This window comes from Streptomyces sp. NPDC003248, assembly GCF_055563235.1.
The window spans coordinates 256,722-275,344 of the sequence record NZ_JBVHDT010000001.1 but is presented as its reverse complement, the minus strand read 5'-3'; the positions used below and the strand labels follow the sequence as shown (position 1 = coordinate 275,344).

Genomic DNA, 18,623 nt, shown 5'->3' with positions numbered 1-18,623 from the left:
CCGGGCCTTTCCATTGTTTCTGGTCATCCCTCACCGCGCCGCCGATCAAGATCAGCTGTCACTCCAGGGCAGAACAACAGGTTTGCGTTGCCACCACCATCCCCGCCCGACCGTCCCGGCGAACGGAGCGATCGTCTCCGTGCGCTTCCTGAACTCTGCGTCGATCTGATCGACCGCCCTACCGAGAAGGACAGCCATGGGTTGAGCGATGTTTTCCGCCAGGAGCGCGATCTGGTCCCGTGACCGCAGGGCCTCTCGGTACAGCTCGACTGGATAGCGGCCGGTCGGCTGCCAGCCCGATTGCATTCGGCGGACCATCCTCTCCCATTCGGCGAGGTGCGCGCGGGCGCTGTCCAGCGGAGTTCCCACGTCCTCGCTGAGAACCGAATCAGCGCAGTTCTTCTCGTTCCGACGGAGAGCATGCACAGCCGAAAGGAAGTCCCTGGTGGTCGGCGTCGGGACGAGCTGCTCACGCACGATCTCCGGAAGCTGCATGACGCGCGCTTCGGGAAGTTCGCGCACCGCGTCCTCGACGGCTTCGACGGAGTACACGGGCGACTCGTCGTCCGAGGCCAGGAGACGAGCGCGGGTCACCAGGCCGGTAGGGGTCACCAGCCAGTAAGCGCTGGGTATGCGCTCCTCCGCCGGGTACAGGACGACGGTCTGTGCCGCTGCGGCGAATCTGGCAGCGCATTCCGCTTCTGTCGGCCGCTCGGTCACCGCTTCCTGAAGGAAGACGTCCAGCGTCAGCGACACATCACCGAACACGCGCGAGTAATCACCCAGGACCAGAGCATCCCAGTTGCGGTCGTCCTGGCTGCCATCCGCATCAGCAATATCGACCGCATTTGATGTCACGTGGAGTGCTGACGCCAAAGAGTCGGCGATCCAGGACGATGGCAGGTGATCGACAGTGAAAAGGTTGTAGGTCATCGATAGGTCCCGTTGTAGATTTCCATCGCCTTCTGAACGGCCTGCGGATTATTCACGAATCGAGGGTTTCTCGTCAGCTGAGGAGCGGCAGTTATGTCACCCTTCGCTCTCACCAGTTGCTGCAGTGCAGCGTATTCGTTCCTATCCAGATTCACGATACCCGGCCCCGAGTCGGGGTAGACCCTCCCTCCCGGTTCCACGCCGTAGGTACGCCCGTTGATCTCGTAGCGGTTCCCATCATCGGTGAGCTTCGCCCGCCCCTCTGCGATGGCTGCTATGTCCTGGTCGATTTCACGGGAGTACCCCCGCAGAATGAGGCTGTTCTTCTCCTTGATTTCTCCCTTGGCAGCCCCACTGATGGTGTGTCGGGCGTGGGGGCGCTTGAGTTCCTCTCCGGCTGCGGGCCCGGGGATGTCGTCCCTGGCCGGCCACAAACCCCTGTCACGCGCTGCGGAACCACCGCTTCCTGCCCCACCTGTGCCGCCGGAAGTGTGAGCGCCACTGTCGCCCATGCCGTCGGCGTGGCCGTGCTCCACGGTGCCCGGCGCTTGTGCCGAGTCGCGGTGGCTCTCGTCGGCAGATGATCCGTCACTGCTCGAGGAGGTGTGCGCGTCGTTCCCGTGACCCGCGGACGGGTGATCACCGGCCGACATGGAGCCGCCCGTACTGCCGTCGGGTACGCGGGACGCTGCCGAGCGCTCCGGGGAGCGGGCGGTTGCGCCGGTCGAGTGGTCACCGCCACGGGCTCCGGTTCCGACCGGCTCGCGGGAGCCGCCCGCGTGCTCCGCCGCGTCCAGCTCCGCGCGGTCGTTCGCGGAAGCTTCGTGCACGGCTTCCGCCGTGTGCTGGTGGAGGGTGCCGTCCGCGTTGAGGAGGTGGCCCTCGTCGGTGAGGTAGACGATCCTGCCGGTGGCGTCGTCGACGTAGGGGATCGCGTTGTCGGGGATCTTGGGGGACCGTACGGCGTCGGCCTGCTGGAGCAGGTCGAGTGTGGCGCCGGAGTCCAGTCTCCTGAGGGTGCCGAAGGCGTCCCCGACCTTGCCGAGGGCGAAGGTGCCCGCCTTGCCGACGTACGTGAACGGGTCGACGGCCCGGCCCACCTTGCCCGCGGCCGACAGGGCACGGGCTGCCGCGGACGTCCTGGCGGCGCCGGATGCCGCCGCGCCCGTTCCCTCGGTGCCCAGGGCCGTCAGGACGTTGAAGGTGACGGCACCGGCGGCGCGGGACGGGTTGGTCTTCCAGGTGTCCCAGGCGACAAGGCCCTTGACGGTCTGCTGGTAGGCGGTGCGGGAGTCCCGCAGCCAGGAGGGGAGCTTCTCCTCCGGCAGCAGCCACCAGGTGCCCAGGGTGGCGCTGGTCAGGGCCGACGCCGTGGCGAGCTGGGCCAGGCTCTTCCACGCCTCGCCCGCCGCGTCCGAGCCGTCCGCGCCGAACAGGGTCCCCACGCCGTGCACGGTGGCCATCACGCCGTCGGTCCAGAAGCCGTCCCAGACCTGTCCGGCCTCGTGGGTCAGCCACTCCCAGCCCTCGTACTCCCGCTCCGCCGGGGCGCCCCACGGCGTCTCCGGCGCGTGGTCCAGGTCGTCGGCGCGGTAGCCGTACATGTGCTCACCGTGCGAGCCGTCGTCGACGGTGGTCCTCGAGCCGCCGACCAAGGCGGTGATCTTGTTGTGGCAGGCGCGTTCGGCGGCCTGGAAGGCGGCGACCGTGTGGTTGACGTCCCGCCAGAGTTCGTTGTTGCGGTCGACCTTGTCCTGGTCCTCGCGCCAGTCGTCGTCCCCGGACAGCGACTGGACGAACGCCGTGGCGTCCACCTTGAGCGTGGCCAACCGGTCTATGAGGGGCTGGACCTCGGCGCTGTAGTCGGACAGCGCCGAGGCCACCTTCTCCAGGTCGTCGGCGAACGCGTCCGCCTTCGCCTTCACCGGCTGCGTGGAGGACAGCAGATCGCCGGCCTCCGGGGCCCGGTAGACGGCGGACAGGCCCTGGAAGGTGGTGTGCACGTCCGCGCCGGACGCCCGGAACTGGGCCGCGTTCGCAGTCAGTAACATCACGTCGGTGTCCAGGGTGGACAGGTCCCCGATGAAGTGCGGTATTCCGGACGGGTCGATCAGCGTTGCCCCGTCGCTCACTTACCGGCCCCCGGCAGGTCGACCTTCGGCTCCTTGGCCGCTTCCCGTTGTGCCGTGGCCGCCATCGCCAGGTCGCCCTCGACATAGTGCCCGGTGGCCTCCGCGGCCCCGTTCAGGGACTTGGCCGCGCGTTCCGCCAAGTACAGAAGATCATGGCTCCAGTGCTGGAGGAACTCGCCCAGTGCCGCCCCCACCAGCCCTGCCGTGCTGCTGTACGGCCCGTACTGGCTGGTGATCGTCCCCGCGGCCGAGGCCGCCTCCTCCAGGTTCCCCTGCATCGCCTGGCCCGTGTCCGACAGGTTCTTCGCCGCCGTGCCCGTGTTCTGCAGCACGCCGCGCACCCCGACGACGTCGATGTCCCAGCCCGTCACACCGCTCCCCGTTGCCTGTGATGTCCGCCGCACGTCGAACGTATTATCGCATGAGCGGTTGCAAACTGATGGCACGTCAGACAGCCGCCGGATGTTTTGCGCCATCCGGCGGCCGTCCGTGTTCCCGGGGATCCGGAGTCAGAGAACGTGCTGGGTGAACCTCTCCGCCGTTTCCGCCAGTACCTCGCGGCCCTCCCGGGCCCACAGACCGTCGTTGAACAGCTCGACCTCGATCGCGCCCGTGTAGCCGGCCGCCTCCACGTACGCCTTCCACTCGCGCATGTCGATCGCGCCGTCGCCGATCTGGCCGCGGCCGTTGAGGACGCCCTCCGGGAGGGGGGTGGTCCAGTCGGCGAGCTGGAAGGTGTGGATGCGGCCGCCGGCGCCCGCCCGCGCGATCTGCTCGGGAGCGGCGTCGTCCCACCAGATGTGGTACGTGTCCACGGTCACGCCGACCTGGTGCGCGGGGAAGCGTTCCGCGAGGTCCAGGGCCTGGGCGAGGGTGGAGACCACACAGCGGTCGGAGGCGTACATGGGGTGGAGCGCCTCGATGGCCAGGCGCACGCCCCGGGACTCCGCGTAGGGGCCGAGCTCGGCCAGGGCGTCGGCGATGCGCTCACGGGCGGCGCCCAGGTCCTTGGAGCCGGCGGGCAGGCCGCCGGAGACCAGGACGAGGGTGTCCGTGCCGAGGGTGGCCGCCTCGTCGACGGCGCGGCGGTTGTCGGCGAGGGCGGCGGCCCGCTCGTCCGCGTCGATCGCCGTGAGGAAGCCGCCGCGGCACAGCGTCGTCACCGTCAGGCCCGCGTCGCGGACCAGTTTCGCGGTCTCCTCCACGCCGAACGCCTGCACCGGCTCGCGCCACAGGCCGACGTTGCCGACGCCCAGGTCGCGGCAGGCGTCGACCAGTTCGGGCAGGGACAGCTGCTTCACCGTCATCTGGTTGATGGAGAAGCGGGACAGGTCCGTATCGCTCACTGGGTCACTCCGTACAGGGCGAGCAGGGTCTTCATCCGCTCCTCGGCCAGCTTGGGGTCGGGGAACAGGCCCAGGCCGTCGGCGAGTTCGTAGGCGCGGGCGAAGTGCGGGAGGGAGCGGGCCGACTGGAGGCCGCCGACCATGGTGAAGTGGCTCTGGTGGCCCGCCAGCCAGGCCAGGAACACCACGCCCGTCTTGTAGAAGCGGGTCGGGGCCTGGAAGAGGTGGCGGGAGAGCTCGACGGTGGGGTCCAGCAGCTCCCGGAAGCCGGCCGTGTTCCCCGTGTCGAGGACGCGGACCGCTTCGGCCGCCAGCGGGCCCAGCGGGTCGAAGATGCCGAGCAGGGCGTGGCTGAAGCCCTTCTCGTCGCCCGCGATCAGCTCGGGGTAGTTGAAGTCGTCGCCGGTGTAGCAGCGGACCCCGTCGGGCAGCCGGCGGCGCAGGTCGATCTCGCGCTGCGCGTCCAGGAGGGAGACCTTGATGCCGTCGACCTTGTCCGGGTGCGCGGCGATGACCTCCAGGAAGGTGTCGGTGGCCGCGTCGAGGTCGCTCGACCCCCAGTAGCCCTCCAGGGCCGGGTCGAACATGGGGCCGAGCCAGTGCAGGACGACCGGCTCGGAGGCCTGGCGCAGGAGGTGGCCGTAGACGTCGAGGTAGTCCTCGGGACCGTTCGCCGTCGCGGCCAGCGCGCGGGAGGCCATGAGGATCGCCTGGGCACCCGACGCCTCGACGAGGGCGAGCTGCTCCTCGTAGGCGGCGCGGACCTCGGCGAGGGTGCCGGAGACGATCTGGTCGGTGCCCACGCCGCAGGCGATGCGCCCGCCGACGGCCTTCGCCTCGGCGGCGCTGCGGCGGATCAGCTCGGCCGCGCCCGCCCAGTCCAGGCCCATGCCGCGCTGGGCGGTGTCCATCGCCTCGGCGACGCCGAGTCCGTGGGACCACAGGTGGCGGCGGAAGGCGAGGGTGGCGTCCCAGTCGACGGCGGCCGGTGAGTCGGGGGTGGTGTCCGCGAAGGGGTCGGCGACGACGTGGGCCGCCGAGAAGACCGTGCGGGAGGTGAAGGGGGCGCCCGTGGTGAGGGCGAGGGGCTCGGTACGGGGCTCGTACGTGCGCAGGGCCCCCGTGGCGTCGGGGAGTCGGACGGTCACAGCGCGATCTCCGGGACGTCGAGGCGGCGGCCCTCCGCGGAGGACTTCAGGCCCAGCTCGGCGAGCTGGACGCCCCGGGCGCCGGCCAGCAGGTCCCAGTGGTAGGGGGCGCCGGCGTAGACGTGCTTGAGGAACAGCTCCCACTGGGCCTTGAAGCCGTTGTCGAACTCGCCGTTGTCGGGGACCTCCTGCCACTGGTCGCGGAAGACCTCGGTGGCGGGGATGTCCGGGTTCCAGACCGGCTTGGGGGTGGCGCTGCGGTGCTGGACGCGGCAGTTGCGCAGGCCGGCGACGGCGGAGCCCTCGGTGCCGTCCACCTGGAACTCGACGAGCTCGTCGCGGTTGACGCGCACGGCCCAGGAGGAGTTGATCTGGGCGATCGCGCCGCCCTCCAGCTCGAAGATGCCGTAGGCGGCGTCGTCGGCGGTGGCGTCGTAGGGCTTGCCGTTCTCGTCCCAGCGCTGCGGGACGTGGGTGGCGGTGAGGGCCTGGACGGACGTCACGCGGCCGAACAGCTCGTGCAGGACGTACTCCCAGTGCGGGAACATGTCGACGACGATGCCGCCGCCGTCCTCCGAGCGGTAGTTCCAGGAGGGGCGCTGGGCGGCCTGCCAGTCGCCCTCGAAGACCCAGTAGCCGAACTCGCCGCGCACGGAGAGGATCCGGCCGAAGAAGCCGCCGTCGATGAGCCGCTTCAGCTTGAGCAGGCCCGGCAGGAACAGCTTGTCCTGGACGACGCCGTGCTTGATGCCGGCCGCGTCCGCCAGCCGGGCGAGCTCCAGGGCTCCGTCCAGGCCGGTCGCGGTGGGCTTCTCGGTGTAGATGTGCTTGCCGGCCGCGATCGCCTTCTTGATCGCCTCCTCCCGGGCGGAGGTCACCTGGGCGTCGAAGTAGATGTCGATCGTCTCGTCGGCGAGGACCGCGTCCAGGTCCGTCGAGACGTGCTCCAGGCCGTGCCGTTCGGCGAGCGCCCGCAGCGCGTGCTCGCGGCGGCCGACCAGCACCGGCTCCGGCCACAGCACGGTGCCGTCGCCGAGGTCGAGGCCGCCCTGTTCGCGGATGGCCAGGAGGGAGCGGACCAGGTGCTGGCGGTAGCCCATGCGCCCGGTCACGCCGTTCATGGCGATACGCACCGTCTTGCGTGTCACGTCGGTCCCTTCGTAGGCGTCGTACGCAGCGTTCGTGGGCGCTCGTACGCGGTTGTGCGCGCCGCGTCCGCCTCGTCACTGTTCAGCGTCACAGCAAGCGCTTTCTATCTAGTGAGAAGCTAGCCTCTGAGCAGCGGTCCGGACAAGACCGTGTCCATCCCGAGTTGTTCGAGGAAGCGAACGGCGGGCGTCCACGGCCTTAAGGTCTGCTCGACACGCCGCGTCATGCTCGGAACCGTGGCCGCGGCCGGCCTGTCTACCAGGACGTACGACGACGTACGACGAGATGTGCGACCGGAGGACGACGAGATGACGGTGACCCTGGCGGACGTGGCGGCCCGAGCGCAGGTCTCCCCCGCGACGGTGTCGCGCGTACTGAACGGCAACTACCCCGTGGCCGCGTCCACCCGCGAGCGGGTGCTGCGGGCGGTGGACGAACTGGACTACGTGCTCAACGGCCCCGCCAGCGCGCTGGCCGCGGCCACGTCCGACCTGGTCGGCATCCTGGTCAACGACATCGCCGACCCCTTCTTCGGGATCATGGCGAGCGCGATCCAGTCGGAGATCGGGGGACCGGGCGGCAGAGCCGGCGGCGAACGGCTCGCGGTGGTGTGCAACACCGGGGGCTCGCCGGAGCGGGAGCTGACGTACCTGACCCTGTTGCAGCGGCAGCGGGCCGCGGCCGTCGTCCTCACCGGCGGCGCCGTGGAGGACGAGCCGCACGTGGCGGCGGTGGCGGCGAAGCTGCGCCGGCTGGAGGAGGCGGGCACCCGGGTGGTGCTGTGCGGGCGCCCGCCCGCGCCCGACACCGGGGCGATCGCGCTGACCTTCGACAACCGGGGCGGCGGACGGGAGCTGACCGAGCATCTGCTCGGGCTCGGACACCGCCGGCTCGGCTACATCGCCGGCCCCGAGGAGCGGACCACCACCCGGCACCGGCTGGAGGGCCACCGCGCGGCGCTGGCGGCCGCCGGCATCGAGGAGGACCCGCGCTGGACCGTCCACGGCCGCTACGACCGGCAGGCCGGCTACGAGGCGACCCTGGAACTGCTGCGCCGGGACCCGTCCCTGACGGCGGTCGTCGCGGCGAACGACTCCGTCGCACTGGGCGCCTGCGCGGCGCTGCGGGAATCGGGGCTGCGCATTCCGGAGGACGTCTCCGTGGCCGGTTTCGACGACCTCCCCTTCAGCATCGACGCGGTGCCCGCCCTCACGACGGTACGGCTGCCGCTGGCGGAGGCGGGGGCACGGGCCGGGCGCATCGCCATGGGGCGCGAGGAACCGCCGCCCGGGGGGATCGCGACGGCTCGGGGGGAGTTGATGGTGCGGGGGTCTTCGGGGGGGCCTCGGGAGTAGGGGCGGGGGGTTGGGGTTCCTGGGGGTTTGGGGGCCGGGGGCCGGGGTGCGGAGGCTTAAGGGCTGGAGGCCGGGGTTCGGAGGCTTGGGGACTTGGGGCCGGGGTTCGGAGGCTAGGGGACTCGGGGGCGGGGCCTGAAGCTTGGGCCCGGGAAGCCGGAAGCTCTGGGGGTCCGAGGGCTTGGGATCAGGGGGCTCGGGTGCGGGTGCCCCGTGGTGATCGGCGGCGGCGAGTAGGGTCCCCGGGTATGAAGCTCGCGTTCTCCACCCTCGGTTTTCCCGGTCTGCCGCTCCCCGACGTGCTGCGGCTGGCGTCCGCGCACGGCTACCACGGCGTCGAACTGCGCGCCCACCCGGAGGAGCCGGTGCACGCCGGCCTGTCCCCGGCGCAACGGGCCGACGCCGCCGCCCAGTTCCGGGCGGCCGGCGTGGAGGTCCTGGGACTGGCCGGGTACGCGCGCGTGGCCGCGCCCGGCGAGGACGGGCCCGTGATCGAGGAGGTGCGCGAGCTGGTCGGCCTCGCCCATGACCTCGGCGCGCCCTTCGTCCGCGTCTTCCCGGGCGCCGGCACGGAGCAGTCCCCCGCCGAGGCGGACGCCGTCGCCGCCCGGCGCCTCGGGACCGCCGCCGAGTACGCCGCCGACCTCGGCGTCCGCATCCTGCTGGAGACCCACGACTCCCATCGCACCGGCGCCGCCGCGACGCGCGTCCTCGGTCTCGTCGGCCACCGGCAGGCCGGTGCGCTGTGGGACGTGATGCACACCTGGCTCGGCGGCGAGCAGCCGCTCGACACCTACGCGGCACTCGCGCCGTACCTCGGATACGTGCAGGTCAAGGACATCGCCTCGGCCGAGGACACCACCCCCCTGGCACTGGGCGCGGGGGTGCTGCCGCTCGCCGAGTGCGTGGAGGTCCTCGCGCGGCACGGGTGGGACGGGTGGCTGTGCTGGGAGTACGAGAAGCGGTGGTACGAGACCGCCGAGCCGCTGGAGGGGCTGCTGGACGCCGGGCGCGAACACCTCCGGCGGCTGCTGAACGAGTCGGCGTGAGCATGGGGCGGCCGTGAGCCGCGACGGACCGGGTCGTGATCGCGGGCCCTCGTCTCCCGTGTCGGGGGCGGTGGGCGGAGCGGCGGTTCGCGGTATCGGCGTTCTGCTTTGAGATGCGAGTGGACCGCGAACACCCGGTCGGGGGCCTGCCCGGTCGAACCGGACAGACCCCCGACCGCTCACCTCACGTCAGGAGCAGGGCGTGGTGATCGTGCTCGCGTCCGACGTGACGTTCCCCGAGTAGATCCAGCCGTACGGGGCCGCGCCTCCGACGCTGACGTAGTACCACTTGTTCCCCGACTCGTTGTACGTGTAGCACCAGCCGCCGAGTCGCGTGTTCACGGCGAGCGTGTAGCCGCTGGAGTTGCCGCAGCCCGCGTTGGGGCCGTTCCTGAGCCAGATGGCGTTCTTCACACTGGTGCCGCCGGGACCGTTCACGACGTTGTCGTCCCCGCAGGCCAGGATGCCGGCGCTGATGTTCGACGGGGTCCAGTTCGGGGCTTCGCCGGCCACGCTCGCGGAGGTGTCCGCCGTTGCGGCGGGGGCGGCGTTCGCGGCCATGGGCTGCACCGCCAGTACGGCGATCACGGCACTGCCCGTGAGGATGCGTCGGATGTTCACAGTTCTCCCTGGTCTCGTCCATGACCTCGTCGCCACGTCGGCGACGGGATGTGCGGCGTTGCCGCGCGTCGTCGGCAATAACTCACCGCCGCGTCTCGACGATCGACCCCGCTGATGCGCGCAGGCAACGGCGGACGGCTGTCCGGGACAAGACGTCGGCGTCCGGCCTGGTCGGAAGCGTGTCCGGGACAGCTGTCCGGCTGTCCCGGAGGAGCGGTCCGGACGGACGGTTCGGAGGGAGGGTTCGGAGGGACGCCGCGAGGGGTGCTTACGCCTCCGCCGTGCGCGTCCTGAACTTCGTGTTCTCGTCCAGGCACCACTCCAGCACCGCCGGCCAGGAGCCGTACCCGGCGTCCAGGTCGAGGTGGGCGGCGCCGGGCAGCAGTTCCGCGGTCAGGGCGAGGAGGTCGCCGTAGGCGGACTGGGCGCCTTCCGGGCAGTACGGGTCGTCGTCGCCGGCGACCAGGCGGGTCGGGGTGGGGAGGGGGAGGGCGTCGAGCGGGGGGAGGGCGAACCCCGCGACCTCCGGATAACCGGCGAGGACGGAGGCGGACGGGGGCGCCACCAGCAGGACGCGGTCGACGGCGCCGGTTCCCGGCAGCCCGCGGGCCACGGCGTGCAGCCAGAGCACGGACGAGAGGCTGTGGGCGATCACGACCCGTTCGCCCCGGGCATCGAGTCCGCCGAGGTGCTGGGCCAGGCTGTCCAGCCAGACCTCCAGGACGGGGTCGTCCGCGTCGGGCAGTTGCGGATAGGTGACGGCGTGGCCGTGTTCGGTCAGCCGGTCGGCGAGCCAGTGCTGCCAGTGGTCCCGGGGGCGGTGGTTCTGCCAGCCGTGGAGGACGAGATAAGAGCGCGTGGTCACGGTCATGGGACGCATGATTCCCAGGACCCGCGGCCGAGGTCCAGCCCGTCTCGGCACGGGACGTTCGGCGGCCGCCGACACCGCGGGCGGGACGAGCGGGAGGCGGCTGCCGTGGGCCGGCCGGGGCCGGTCAGGGCCGGGAGCGGAACCGCGCCACCCGCTCCTCCAGGCGCGCCCGCCGTTCGGGCCACTCCCGTGCGGTGAGGGAGAAGATCGCGGAGTCGCGGAGCAGGCCGTCCTCGCCCGGCGCCCAGGAGCGGGACCAGTTGCGCAGGACGCCCTCGAAGTGGGCGCCCACGCTCGCGATGGCCGCGCGGGAGCGGCTGTTGCGGGCGTCCGTCTTCAGGTCCACCCGGGACACGCCCCACTCCTCGAAGGCGTGGCGGAAGAGGAGCAGCTTGGCCTCGGCGTTCACACCGGTGCCCTGGGCGGAGCCCGCGAGCCAGGTGAAGCCGACCTCGACGGCGTCCAGCCGGTCGTCGCTCAGCGGGAAACGCGGGTCCAAGTACGCCGTGGCGCCCACGACCCGCCCCGAGGCGAGGGAGATCTGCGCGTAGGGCGCGACGCGCCCGGTGGCGGCGCGGGCGAGCTGGGCGTCGACGTAGTCGCCGATCTCGTCGGCCCTCGGCACCCAGGTGTACGCGTACGTCTCCCGGTTCTCCTCCGCCGCCACCGCCAGTCCGGCCGCGTGCCGGTGCTCCAGCGGCTCCAGACGCACCAGCGCGCCCTCGAGGACCGGCCCCTCCAGTGCGGAACTCATCCGGCGATGTCCTTCCGCAGCTGCGCGAACGCCTCGTGGAAACCGGGGAACGTCTTGCGGACGCACCCCGGGTCGTCGAACGAGATTCCGGGCGCGCGCAGGCCGGTGACCGCGAAGGACATCACGATGCGGTGGTCGCCGTAGGTCTTGATCTCCGTGCCGGGTGCGACCGGGCCGGGCTGGATCTCGATCCAGTCGGGGCCCGTGGCCACGTCCACGCCCAGCCGCCGGAGGTTGTCCGCGCAGGCGTCCAGGCGGTCGCACTCCTTCACGCGCGTGTTGGCCACGTCCTCGATCCGGACGGGGCCGGACGCGAAGGGGGCGATCGCGGCCAGGGTCGGCATGGTGTCGGAGATGTCCCGCATGGCGACGGTGAGGCCGTTCAGCTCGCCGGTGCCCTTCACCGTCGTGCGGTCGGCCCCGACGGTGACCCGCGCGCCCATCCGCCGCAGGACGTCCACGAAGCCCAGGTCGCCCTGGAGGGCTCCCTTGCCGAGGCCGGGCACGGTGACCTCGCCGCCCGGCGTCACGGCGGCCGCCGCGAAGAAGTAGCTCGCGGTCGAGGCGTCCGGCTCGACGGCGTACGTCGTGGCGCGGTACCCGCCCGGCGGTACGACGAAGACGTCCCCCTCGCGGGCGACCTCCACCCCGAACGCCCGCATCATCGCGATCGTGATCTCGACGTACGGCGCCGAGACCAGGTCGGTGACCTCGATGCGCAGGCCGGTGCGGGTCAGCGGGCCGAGCAGGAGCAGGGCGGTCAGGTACTGGGAGGACTGGCCGGCGTCCAGGACGACGTCCCCGCCCTCCACCCCGGCCGCCGTGACGGTCAGCGGGTGGTGGCCCTCCGCCTCCTCGTGCCGCAGGTCGACGCCCAGGTCGCGCAGGGCGCGGGTGAGCGGCAGCAGGGGGCGGCGGCGCATCTGGGGGGAGGCGTCGAAGCGGTAGGTGCCGTGGCCGGCGGCGGCGAGGGTGGGCAGGAAGCGGGCGGTGGTGGCGCCGTCACGGCAGTAGACGTCGGCCTCCGTGACCGCCGGCCCCTCGGGGCGGCCGTCGATCCGCCAGGCGTCCGGGGCGCGTCCCACGCGGTAGCCGAGCCGGGTCAGGCCCTCGGCGAAGCCCTCCGTGTCGTCGGAGCGCAGGGGCCGCTGGAGGGTGGTGACACCGTCGGCCGCCGCCGCGAGGAACAGGGCACGGGCGGTGATGGACTTGGAACCGGGAATGTCGACGAGGGCCATGCCCGTCATGATCCCGCGCCGGCGCCGCGCCATGCGGGCGCGTCCACGGGGTGGACGACGTGTCCGGGAGCTGGGCGGGTGGGGGGGACGGGCCGGTCGCGGGGCCGTGGCGGGCCGTGGCGGGCCGTGGCCGCACGGACCGCCGCGGGGACGCCGCGGGCCGTCACGGGCAGCCGCGGGCCGCCGCAGGCCGTGGCGGGCAGCCGCGGGCGTCACGGGCCATCGGGGGCCCGCCGCTGGCCATCGGGGCCGTCGCGGGCCATCGGGGCCGTCGCGGGCCATCGGGGCCGTCGCGGGCCATCGGGGGCCGGTCGCATGGCCTCGCGGGCCCGTCGCAGGGCCTCGCAGGCCGGTCGCAGGGCCTCGCGGGCCGGTCGCAGGGCCTCGCGGGCCGGTCGCAGGGCCTCGCGGGCCCGTCACCGCCGCCCCGCTGCCGTCTGCGCGGCACCCGCCACCGGCGCCGCGGCTCCGTCGGCCCTGATCGGCCCATCAGCCCCGGCGCCCTCGGCGCCCTCCGCCTCTCCGGCTGTCGCTGCCTCTCCGGCTGTCGCCGCCCCTCCGACTGTCGCTGCCCCTCTGGCCGTCTCCGCCCCTCCGGCCGTCTCCGCCCCTCCGACTTCCTCCGCCCCTCCCGCGCCTCCGCCCCGCCCAGCGCCCTCCGCACCACCGCCCCGCCCGGCGCCTCCGCCCCGCCCAGCGCCCTCCGCACCACCGCCCCGTCCGGCGTCACCGTCCCGTCCGGCCGGTGTCAGGGACGTCAGTGCCACGCCGCCCACCAGCAGCGTCGCCGCGCACCAGCGCAGGCCGGTCACCGGCTCGTGGAGGAACAGGGCGGCCGAGGACATGCCGAAGACGGGGACGAGGAGGGAGAAGGGGGCCACGGTGGAGGCGGGGTGGCGGTGGAGCAGCCAGCCCCAGGCGCCGAAGCCGAAGACGGTCGTGATCCAGGCGACGTAGACGACCGTGCCGGCGCCCTGCCAGTCCAGGGCGCGCAGCGCGGCCAGGTCCCGGGAGGGGCCCTCCGTCAGGAGGGAGAGGGCCAGGAGCGGCAGGACCGGGACCGTGCTGACCCAGACCATGAAGTTCAGGGCGTCGGGCGGGGACGCCTTGCGGGTGAGGACGTTCGACGCGCCCCAGCAGGCCGCCGCCGCCACGACCAGCGCGAACGCGCCGAGCGGTCCCGAGGCGCCCTCGTCCGCGGCGGCCACGCCGATACCGGCCAGGGCCACGGCCATGCCCAGCAGCCGCAGCCGGGTGGGCCGTTCGCCGAGGACGGCGGCGGCGAGGCCGGCCGTGAACACCGCCTGGATCTGGAGGACCAGCGAGGACAGTCCCGCCGGCATCCCCGCGTCCATCCCCACGAAGAGCAGCCCGAACTTGGCCACGCCGAGGACCAGCCCCACCGCCACGATCCACTGCCACGCCACCTTGGGCCGGCCGACGAGGAACACCGCGGGCACGGCGGCGGCCAGGAAGCGCAGCGCCGAGAAGAGCAGCGGCGGGAAGTGGGCGAGGCCGATCTCGATGACGGTGAAGTTCACGCCCCAGACGGCGGCGACGAGGACGGCGAGGAGGAGGTGTGCGGGGCGCATGCGTCGAGCGTCACCCACCCGGACCGTGAAGCACCAGCGATGAATGCTGCATGGTGGGATGAAGCAACGCTTATTCCGGGAGGTTCCCGTGCTCGATCTCCAGCGTCTGCGCGCCCTGCACGCCGTCTCCGTCCACGGCACCGTCGGCGCCGCGGCCGTGGCGCTCGGCTACACCCCGTCGGCCGTCTCGCAGCAGATCGCCAAGCTGGAGCGGGAGACCCGCACGGTGCTGCTCGAACGGGAGGGGCGCGGCGTCCGGCTGACCGACGAGGCCCTGCAACTCGTGACGACGGCACGGGAGGTGCTGGCGATCGTCGAGCGGGCCGAGACCGAGCTGGAGGAGCGGCGGGGCGTGCCGACCGGGCGGCTGACCGTGGCCGCGTTCCCGTCGGCGGCGCGCGGGCTGCTGCCGTCCGTCCTCGCCGACCTCGCCCGCCGGCACCCCGCCCTGGACGCCCGGCTCAGCGAGGTCGACCCGCACCTGTCGGTGGACCTCGTCGCCAAGGGCGTGGTGGACCTGGCCGTGGCGCACGACTGGGACATCGCCCCGCTGCCCGCCCCGGCGGGCGTCGAGCAGGCGGTGATCGGGGACGACCTGTGCGACCTGATCGTCCCCGAAGACCATCCCTTCGCCGGACGGACGGCCGTGCGGCGGGAGGAGCTGGGCGGCGAGCGGTGGATCTGCCAGCCGCCGGGCCGGGTCTGCCACGACTGGCTGGTACGCACCCTGCGCGCGGCCGGGCACGAACCGGACCTGGTCCACCAGGCCGACGAGAACCCGACCCTGGTCGCCCTGGTCGCCGCCGGCCTCGGTGTCGCCCTCGTCCCCCGGCTCGGCCGCGGCCCGCTGCCGCGCGGCGCCGTCGAGGTGCCGCTCGAGCCGATGCCCGTACGGCGGCTGTACGCGCTGTGGCGCGCCGGCGCGGCCCGGCGGCCGGCGATCGCGGAGACGGTCCGGGTGCTCCAGGAGCGGTGGCCGGGGGTGTCGGCGCACGGACAGTGATGCCGAAGCCCTGAGCCCGAAGCCGTGAGCCCGAAGCCGTCGCCGCGACCCGAGGGGTCCGCCCCACCAGCCCCGGTATCCCCCTCCGTCACCTCCGCCCCGACTTCCCGGGTTCCCGGTGCGAACGGGAACCCCGGCCGCCCGCCGCTCGTCCAACCCGCAAGCTGTCGGAGAGTCACCTCGGTGCGGTGTCGGCCCTCGCTGCTGGCTGCGATCGCTGACCACCCTCTCCGCCGTACCGCGGCCGGCAGCACGCCGCCATCGGCGCGCCCCCCTCCAATGCGCCGATGGCGGCCCCCCGGGCGGGTACCGTGCGCCACCGGAACCGTTTCCGGAAGGAGCGCACATGCCCTCCAGGCGTACCGTCCTCGCCGCCACCGCCGGTCTCACCGCGGCCCTCACCCTGAGCGGGACCGTCCACGCCGACGACCGCCGTCTGCGCGCCCTGGTCTCCCGGATGACCCTGGAGGAGAAGGTCGGCCAGGTCTTCGTCAGCCGCGTGTACGGACACTCGGCGACCGCCCCCGACCAGGCCGACGCCGACGCCAACCTCAGGGAGCTGGGCGTGCGGACGGCGGCCGAGCTGATCGCCCGTTATCGCGTCGGCGGGATCATCTACTTCACCTGGGCGCACAACACGCGCGGCCCCCGGCAGATCGCCGCCCTCTCCGACGGCGTCCAGCGGGCCGCCCTGGGGCAGCCGCGCGGGCTGCCGGTGCTGATCTGCACCGACCAGGAGCACGGGGTCGTGTGCCGCATCGGCCGGCCCGCCACGCTCTTCCCGGGCGCGATGGCGATCGGCGCGGGTGAGCGGGGGCGCGAGGCGTTCCACCGGACGGACACCGACAGGGGACGGACGGACACCGACACGGGACGGACAGACTCCGACACGGGACGGACAGACTCCGACACGGGACGGACAGACTCCGGTGCGGGCGCCGACGCCCGTACCCTCGGCCGTCTCGCGGGCCGCGAGCTGCGGGCGATGGGCGTCCACCAGAACTACTCCCCCGTCGCCGACGTGAACGTCGACCCGGCCAACCCGGTCATCGGCGTCCGCTCCTTCGGCGCCGACCCGGAGGCGGTGGCCGCGCTGACGGCGGCGGAGATCGACGGCTACCGGTCGGCGGGGGTCGCGGCGACCGCCAAGCACTTCCCCGGGCACGGCGACACCGCCGTCGACAGCCACTACGGCTTCCCCGTCATCACCCACTCCCGCCGGACGTGGGAGGAGCTGGACGCGGTGCCGTTCCGGGCGGCGATCGCGGCCGGCGTCGACGCGGTCATGACCGCGCACATCCTGCACCCGGCCCTCGACGACTCGGGCGACCCGGCCACCCTCTCCCGCGCGGTCGTCACCGGCCTGCTCCGGGAGCGGCTCGGCTTCGACGGGGTCGTGGTCACCGACGCCCTCGACATGGCGGGCGTCCGCACGAAGTACGGCGACGACCGGGTGCCCGTGCTCGCGCTGAAGGCGGGCGTCGACCAGCTCCTCAACCCGCCCGACCTGGACGTCGCCTGGAACGCCGTCCTGCGGGCCGTACGGGAGGGGGAGCTGGGCGAGGAACGGCTGGAGGAGTCCGTCCTGCGGATCCTGCGCCTGAAGGACCGGCTCGGCCTGCTCACCGACCCGTACACCGACCCGGACGGCGTCGCGCGCACCGTCGGCTCGCCCGCCCACCTCGCGGCGGCCGACCGCATCGCCGAGCGGACGACGACCCTGCTGGTCAACGAGGGCCCGCTGCTGCCCCTCTCCCCGCGCACCCACCCCCGGATCCTGGTCGCCGGCGCCGACCCGGCCTCCCCCTCGGGCACCACGGGCCCGCCCACCGCCGTCCTCGCCGCCGCCCTCAGCGGCCTCGGCTTCACGGCGACCGCCCTGTCCACGAACACGGACCCGTCCGGCGCGGCCGTCGAACGGGCCGTTTCGGCGGCGGACGGCGCGGACGCGGTGGTGGTGGGGACGTACAACGTCACCGCGACGAGTCCGCAGCGGACGCTGGTGGAGCGGCTGTCGGCGACGGGGCGGCCGGTGGTGGCGGTGGCGCTCCGCAACCCCTACGACGTGGCGCACCTGCCCTCCGTACGGGCCTTTCTGGCCGCCTACGGGTGGACCGACGTCGAACTGCGGGCCGCGGCCCGGGTGATCGCGGGAGCCGTGCGGCCGTGCGGGGCGCTGCCGGTGCCGGTGCGGCGGGCGGACGATCCGGCGCGGGTGCTGTACCCGGCCGGCCACGGCCTGACGTACCCGCCCGACGCCTGACGGCCGGGGCGCACCGGCCGTACCCCGCCACGGACGGTGTCCCCCGCACTCCCTCCCCCACCGGCGGACACCCGCCGTGTGAACGCCTGATGACGACCGGGCCCACAACGGGGGCGGTGACCGCGGGCGCGGCCGTAAGGTGGGCCGATGCGTGCGGGGATCGGGCTCAGGGAGGTGGCGCAGCGCGCCGGGGTGTCCATGCGGACCGTCTCCAACGTGGTCCGCGGCACCGGGCGTTTCTCCGAGGCCACGCAGGCGCGGGTGCTGCGCGCGGTCGAGGAGCTGGGCTACCGGCCCAACACCGCGGCACGGCGGCTGCGCACCGGCCGCAGCGGGGTGCTGCTGCTCGCCGTGCCCGAGCTGTCCATGCCGTACTTCGCCGAGCTCGCGGGGCATCTGCTGCGGGAGGCCGCCGAGCACGGCTGCATACTGCTGGTGGAGGCCACCGGGGGCGATCCGGAGGTCGAGCTGGAGATCGCGCTCGGCCGGACCGATCCGCTGGTGGACGGGGTGATCCTCAGCCCGCTCGCGCTGGACGACCGGGCCGCCGCCCGCGCGGGGGCGACCGCGCCGGTCGTGCTGCTGGGCGAGCGGGTGCACGACCTGCCCTGCCCGCACGTCACCATCGACAACACCGGGGCGGCCCGGGCGGCGACGGTCCACCTGCTGGCCCGCGGGCGCCGCCGGATCGCGGTGATCGGCCGCCAGACCGTGCCGCACGCGGCGACCTCGGCGACCCGCCTGGCCGGCTACCGGCAGGCCCTGGAGCGGGCCGGCCTGCGCTACGACGAGGAGCTCGCGCCGCCCGTCGCCGCCTACCACCGGGCCGACGGCGCCGCCGCGACCCGTCTCCTGCTCGACCTGCCCGAGCCGCCCGACGCGGTGTTCTGCTTCGCCGACGCCCTCGCCCAGGGCGCCCTGCACGCCGCGCGGGAGCGGGGGCTGACCGTGCCGGACGACCTCGCGGTCGTCGGGTTCGACGACGTCGAGGAGGCCCGCTACACCGCTCCCCCGCTGACCACCGTCGCCCCGGACAAGCCGGAGCTGGCCCGGCTGGCGGTGTCCGCGCTGCTGGACCGGATCGGGGGCCGGACGGCGCCGCCGGTCCTCCCGGCCGGGCACCGGCTGGTCATACGGGACAGCTCCTGAAACCGGTCCCCGCAGGTACG

The 18,623-nt window shown here is 73.4% G+C and carries 15 protein-coding genes and 1 pseudogene; 5 read left to right on the top strand and 11 right to left on the bottom strand.

The window, feature by feature from the left end:
- Positions 1-51 precede the first annotated feature (51 nt).
- The 6 genes from ACZ3KJ_RS01195 to ACZ3KJ_RS01170 form a co-directional block, all read right to left on the bottom strand.
- Positions 52-933 (bottom strand): hypothetical protein, encoded by an 882-nt coding sequence (locus tag ACZ3KJ_RS01195; protein WP_467523659.1) that lies wholly within the window; start codon positions 931-933, stop codon positions 52-54.
- The gene (locus ACZ3KJ_RS01190) at positions 930-3,065 is read right to left on the bottom strand and encodes a hypothetical protein (protein ID WP_467523658.1); all 2,136 of its coding nucleotides are present in this window, start codon (positions 3,063-3,065) and stop codon (positions 930-932) included. The genes ACZ3KJ_RS01195 and ACZ3KJ_RS01190 overlap by 4 nt, the downstream gene beginning before the upstream one ends.
- Entirely contained in the window at positions 3,062-3,436 is a 375-nt protein-coding gene (locus ACZ3KJ_RS01185; RefSeq protein ID WP_385062533.1) for a DUF6507 family protein, read from the bottom strand. The genes ACZ3KJ_RS01190 and ACZ3KJ_RS01185 overlap by 4 nt, the downstream gene beginning before the upstream one ends.
- Before the next feature lie 138 nt (positions 3,437-3,574).
- Positions 3,575-4,411, bottom strand: a complete 837-nt coding sequence (locus tag ACZ3KJ_RS01180; protein ID WP_467523657.1) for a sugar phosphate isomerase/epimerase family protein — start codon at positions 4,409-4,411, stop codon at positions 3,575-3,577.
- A complete protein-coding gene (locus tag ACZ3KJ_RS01175) occupies positions 4,408-5,559 on the bottom strand; it encodes a dihydrodipicolinate synthase family protein (RefSeq protein WP_467523655.1) in 1,152 nt (383 codons plus the stop codon). The genes ACZ3KJ_RS01180 and ACZ3KJ_RS01175 overlap by 4 nt, the downstream gene beginning before the upstream one ends.
- The gene (locus ACZ3KJ_RS01170; RefSeq protein WP_467523654.1) at positions 5,556-6,707 is read right to left on the bottom strand and encodes a Gfo/Idh/MocA family protein; all 1,152 of its coding nucleotides are present in this window, start codon (positions 6,705-6,707) and stop codon (positions 5,556-5,558) included. The genes ACZ3KJ_RS01175 and ACZ3KJ_RS01170 overlap by 4 nt, the downstream gene beginning before the upstream one ends.
- A gap of 309 nt (positions 6,708-7,016) precedes the next feature.
- Here ACZ3KJ_RS01170 and ACZ3KJ_RS01165 point away from each other — a divergent pair, with 309 nt between their 5' ends.
- Positions 7,017-8,063 carry a LacI family DNA-binding transcriptional regulator gene (locus ACZ3KJ_RS01165; protein ID WP_467524779.1) on the top strand — a complete coding sequence of 349 codons (1,047 nt, stop codon included), beginning with the start codon at positions 7,017-7,019 and terminating at the stop codon, positions 8,061-8,063.
- A 248-nt stretch (positions 8,064-8,311) separates the two neighbouring features.
- Positions 8,312-9,112, top strand: a complete 801-nt coding sequence (locus ACZ3KJ_RS01160; protein ID WP_467523653.1) for a sugar phosphate isomerase/epimerase family protein — start codon at positions 8,312-8,314, stop codon at positions 9,110-9,112.
- A gap of 189 nt (positions 9,113-9,301) precedes the next feature.
- Here ACZ3KJ_RS01160 and ACZ3KJ_RS01155 read toward each other — a convergent pair whose 3' ends face one another.
- From ACZ3KJ_RS01155 to ACZ3KJ_RS01135, 5 genes and pseudogenes are all read right to left on the bottom strand, one after another.
- A complete protein-coding gene (locus ACZ3KJ_RS01155) occupies positions 9,302-9,733 on the bottom strand; it encodes a hypothetical protein (RefSeq protein ID WP_467523651.1) in 432 nt (143 codons plus the stop codon).
- A 268-nt stretch (positions 9,734-10,001) separates the two neighbouring features.
- A complete protein-coding gene (locus ACZ3KJ_RS01150; RefSeq protein ID WP_467523650.1) occupies positions 10,002-10,604 on the bottom strand; it encodes an RBBP9/YdeN family alpha/beta hydrolase in 603 nt (200 codons plus the stop codon).
- A gap of 124 nt (positions 10,605-10,728) precedes the next feature.
- Positions 10,729-11,358, bottom strand: a complete 630-nt coding sequence (locus ACZ3KJ_RS01145; RefSeq protein WP_467523648.1) for a GNAT family N-acetyltransferase — start codon at positions 11,356-11,358, stop codon at positions 10,729-10,731.
- The gene (gene aroA / locus ACZ3KJ_RS01140; protein WP_467523647.1) at positions 11,355-12,596 is read right to left on the bottom strand and encodes a 3-phosphoshikimate 1-carboxyvinyltransferase; all 1,242 of its coding nucleotides are present in this window, start codon (positions 12,594-12,596) and stop codon (positions 11,355-11,357) included. The genes ACZ3KJ_RS01145 and aroA overlap by 4 nt, the downstream gene beginning before the upstream one ends.
- 734 nt (positions 12,597-13,330) lie before the next feature.
- Positions 13,331-14,188 (bottom strand): annotated as a pseudogene (locus ACZ3KJ_RS01135) (EamA family transporter); the annotation flags it as partial.
- An 88-nt stretch (positions 14,189-14,276) separates the two neighbouring features.
- Between ACZ3KJ_RS01135 and ACZ3KJ_RS01130 the strand changes: the two are divergent.
- From ACZ3KJ_RS01130 to ACZ3KJ_RS01120, 3 genes are all read left to right on the top strand, one after another.
- Positions 14,277-15,191: a LysR family transcriptional regulator gene (locus tag ACZ3KJ_RS01130; RefSeq protein ID WP_467523646.1), complete on the top strand. Its 915-nt coding sequence runs from the start codon at positions 14,277-14,279 to the stop codon at positions 15,189-15,191.
- Between the two features lie 346 nt (positions 15,192-15,537).
- A complete protein-coding gene (locus ACZ3KJ_RS01125; RefSeq protein ID WP_467523644.1) occupies positions 15,538-17,454 on the top strand; it encodes a glycoside hydrolase family 3 protein in 1,917 nt (638 codons plus the stop codon).
- 147 nt (positions 17,455-17,601) lie between these two features.
- Positions 17,602-18,603: a LacI family DNA-binding transcriptional regulator gene (locus tag ACZ3KJ_RS01120; RefSeq protein WP_467523642.1), complete on the top strand. Its 1,002-nt coding sequence runs from the start codon at positions 17,602-17,604 to the stop codon at positions 18,601-18,603.
- Positions 18,604-18,623: the final 20 nt, after the last annotated feature.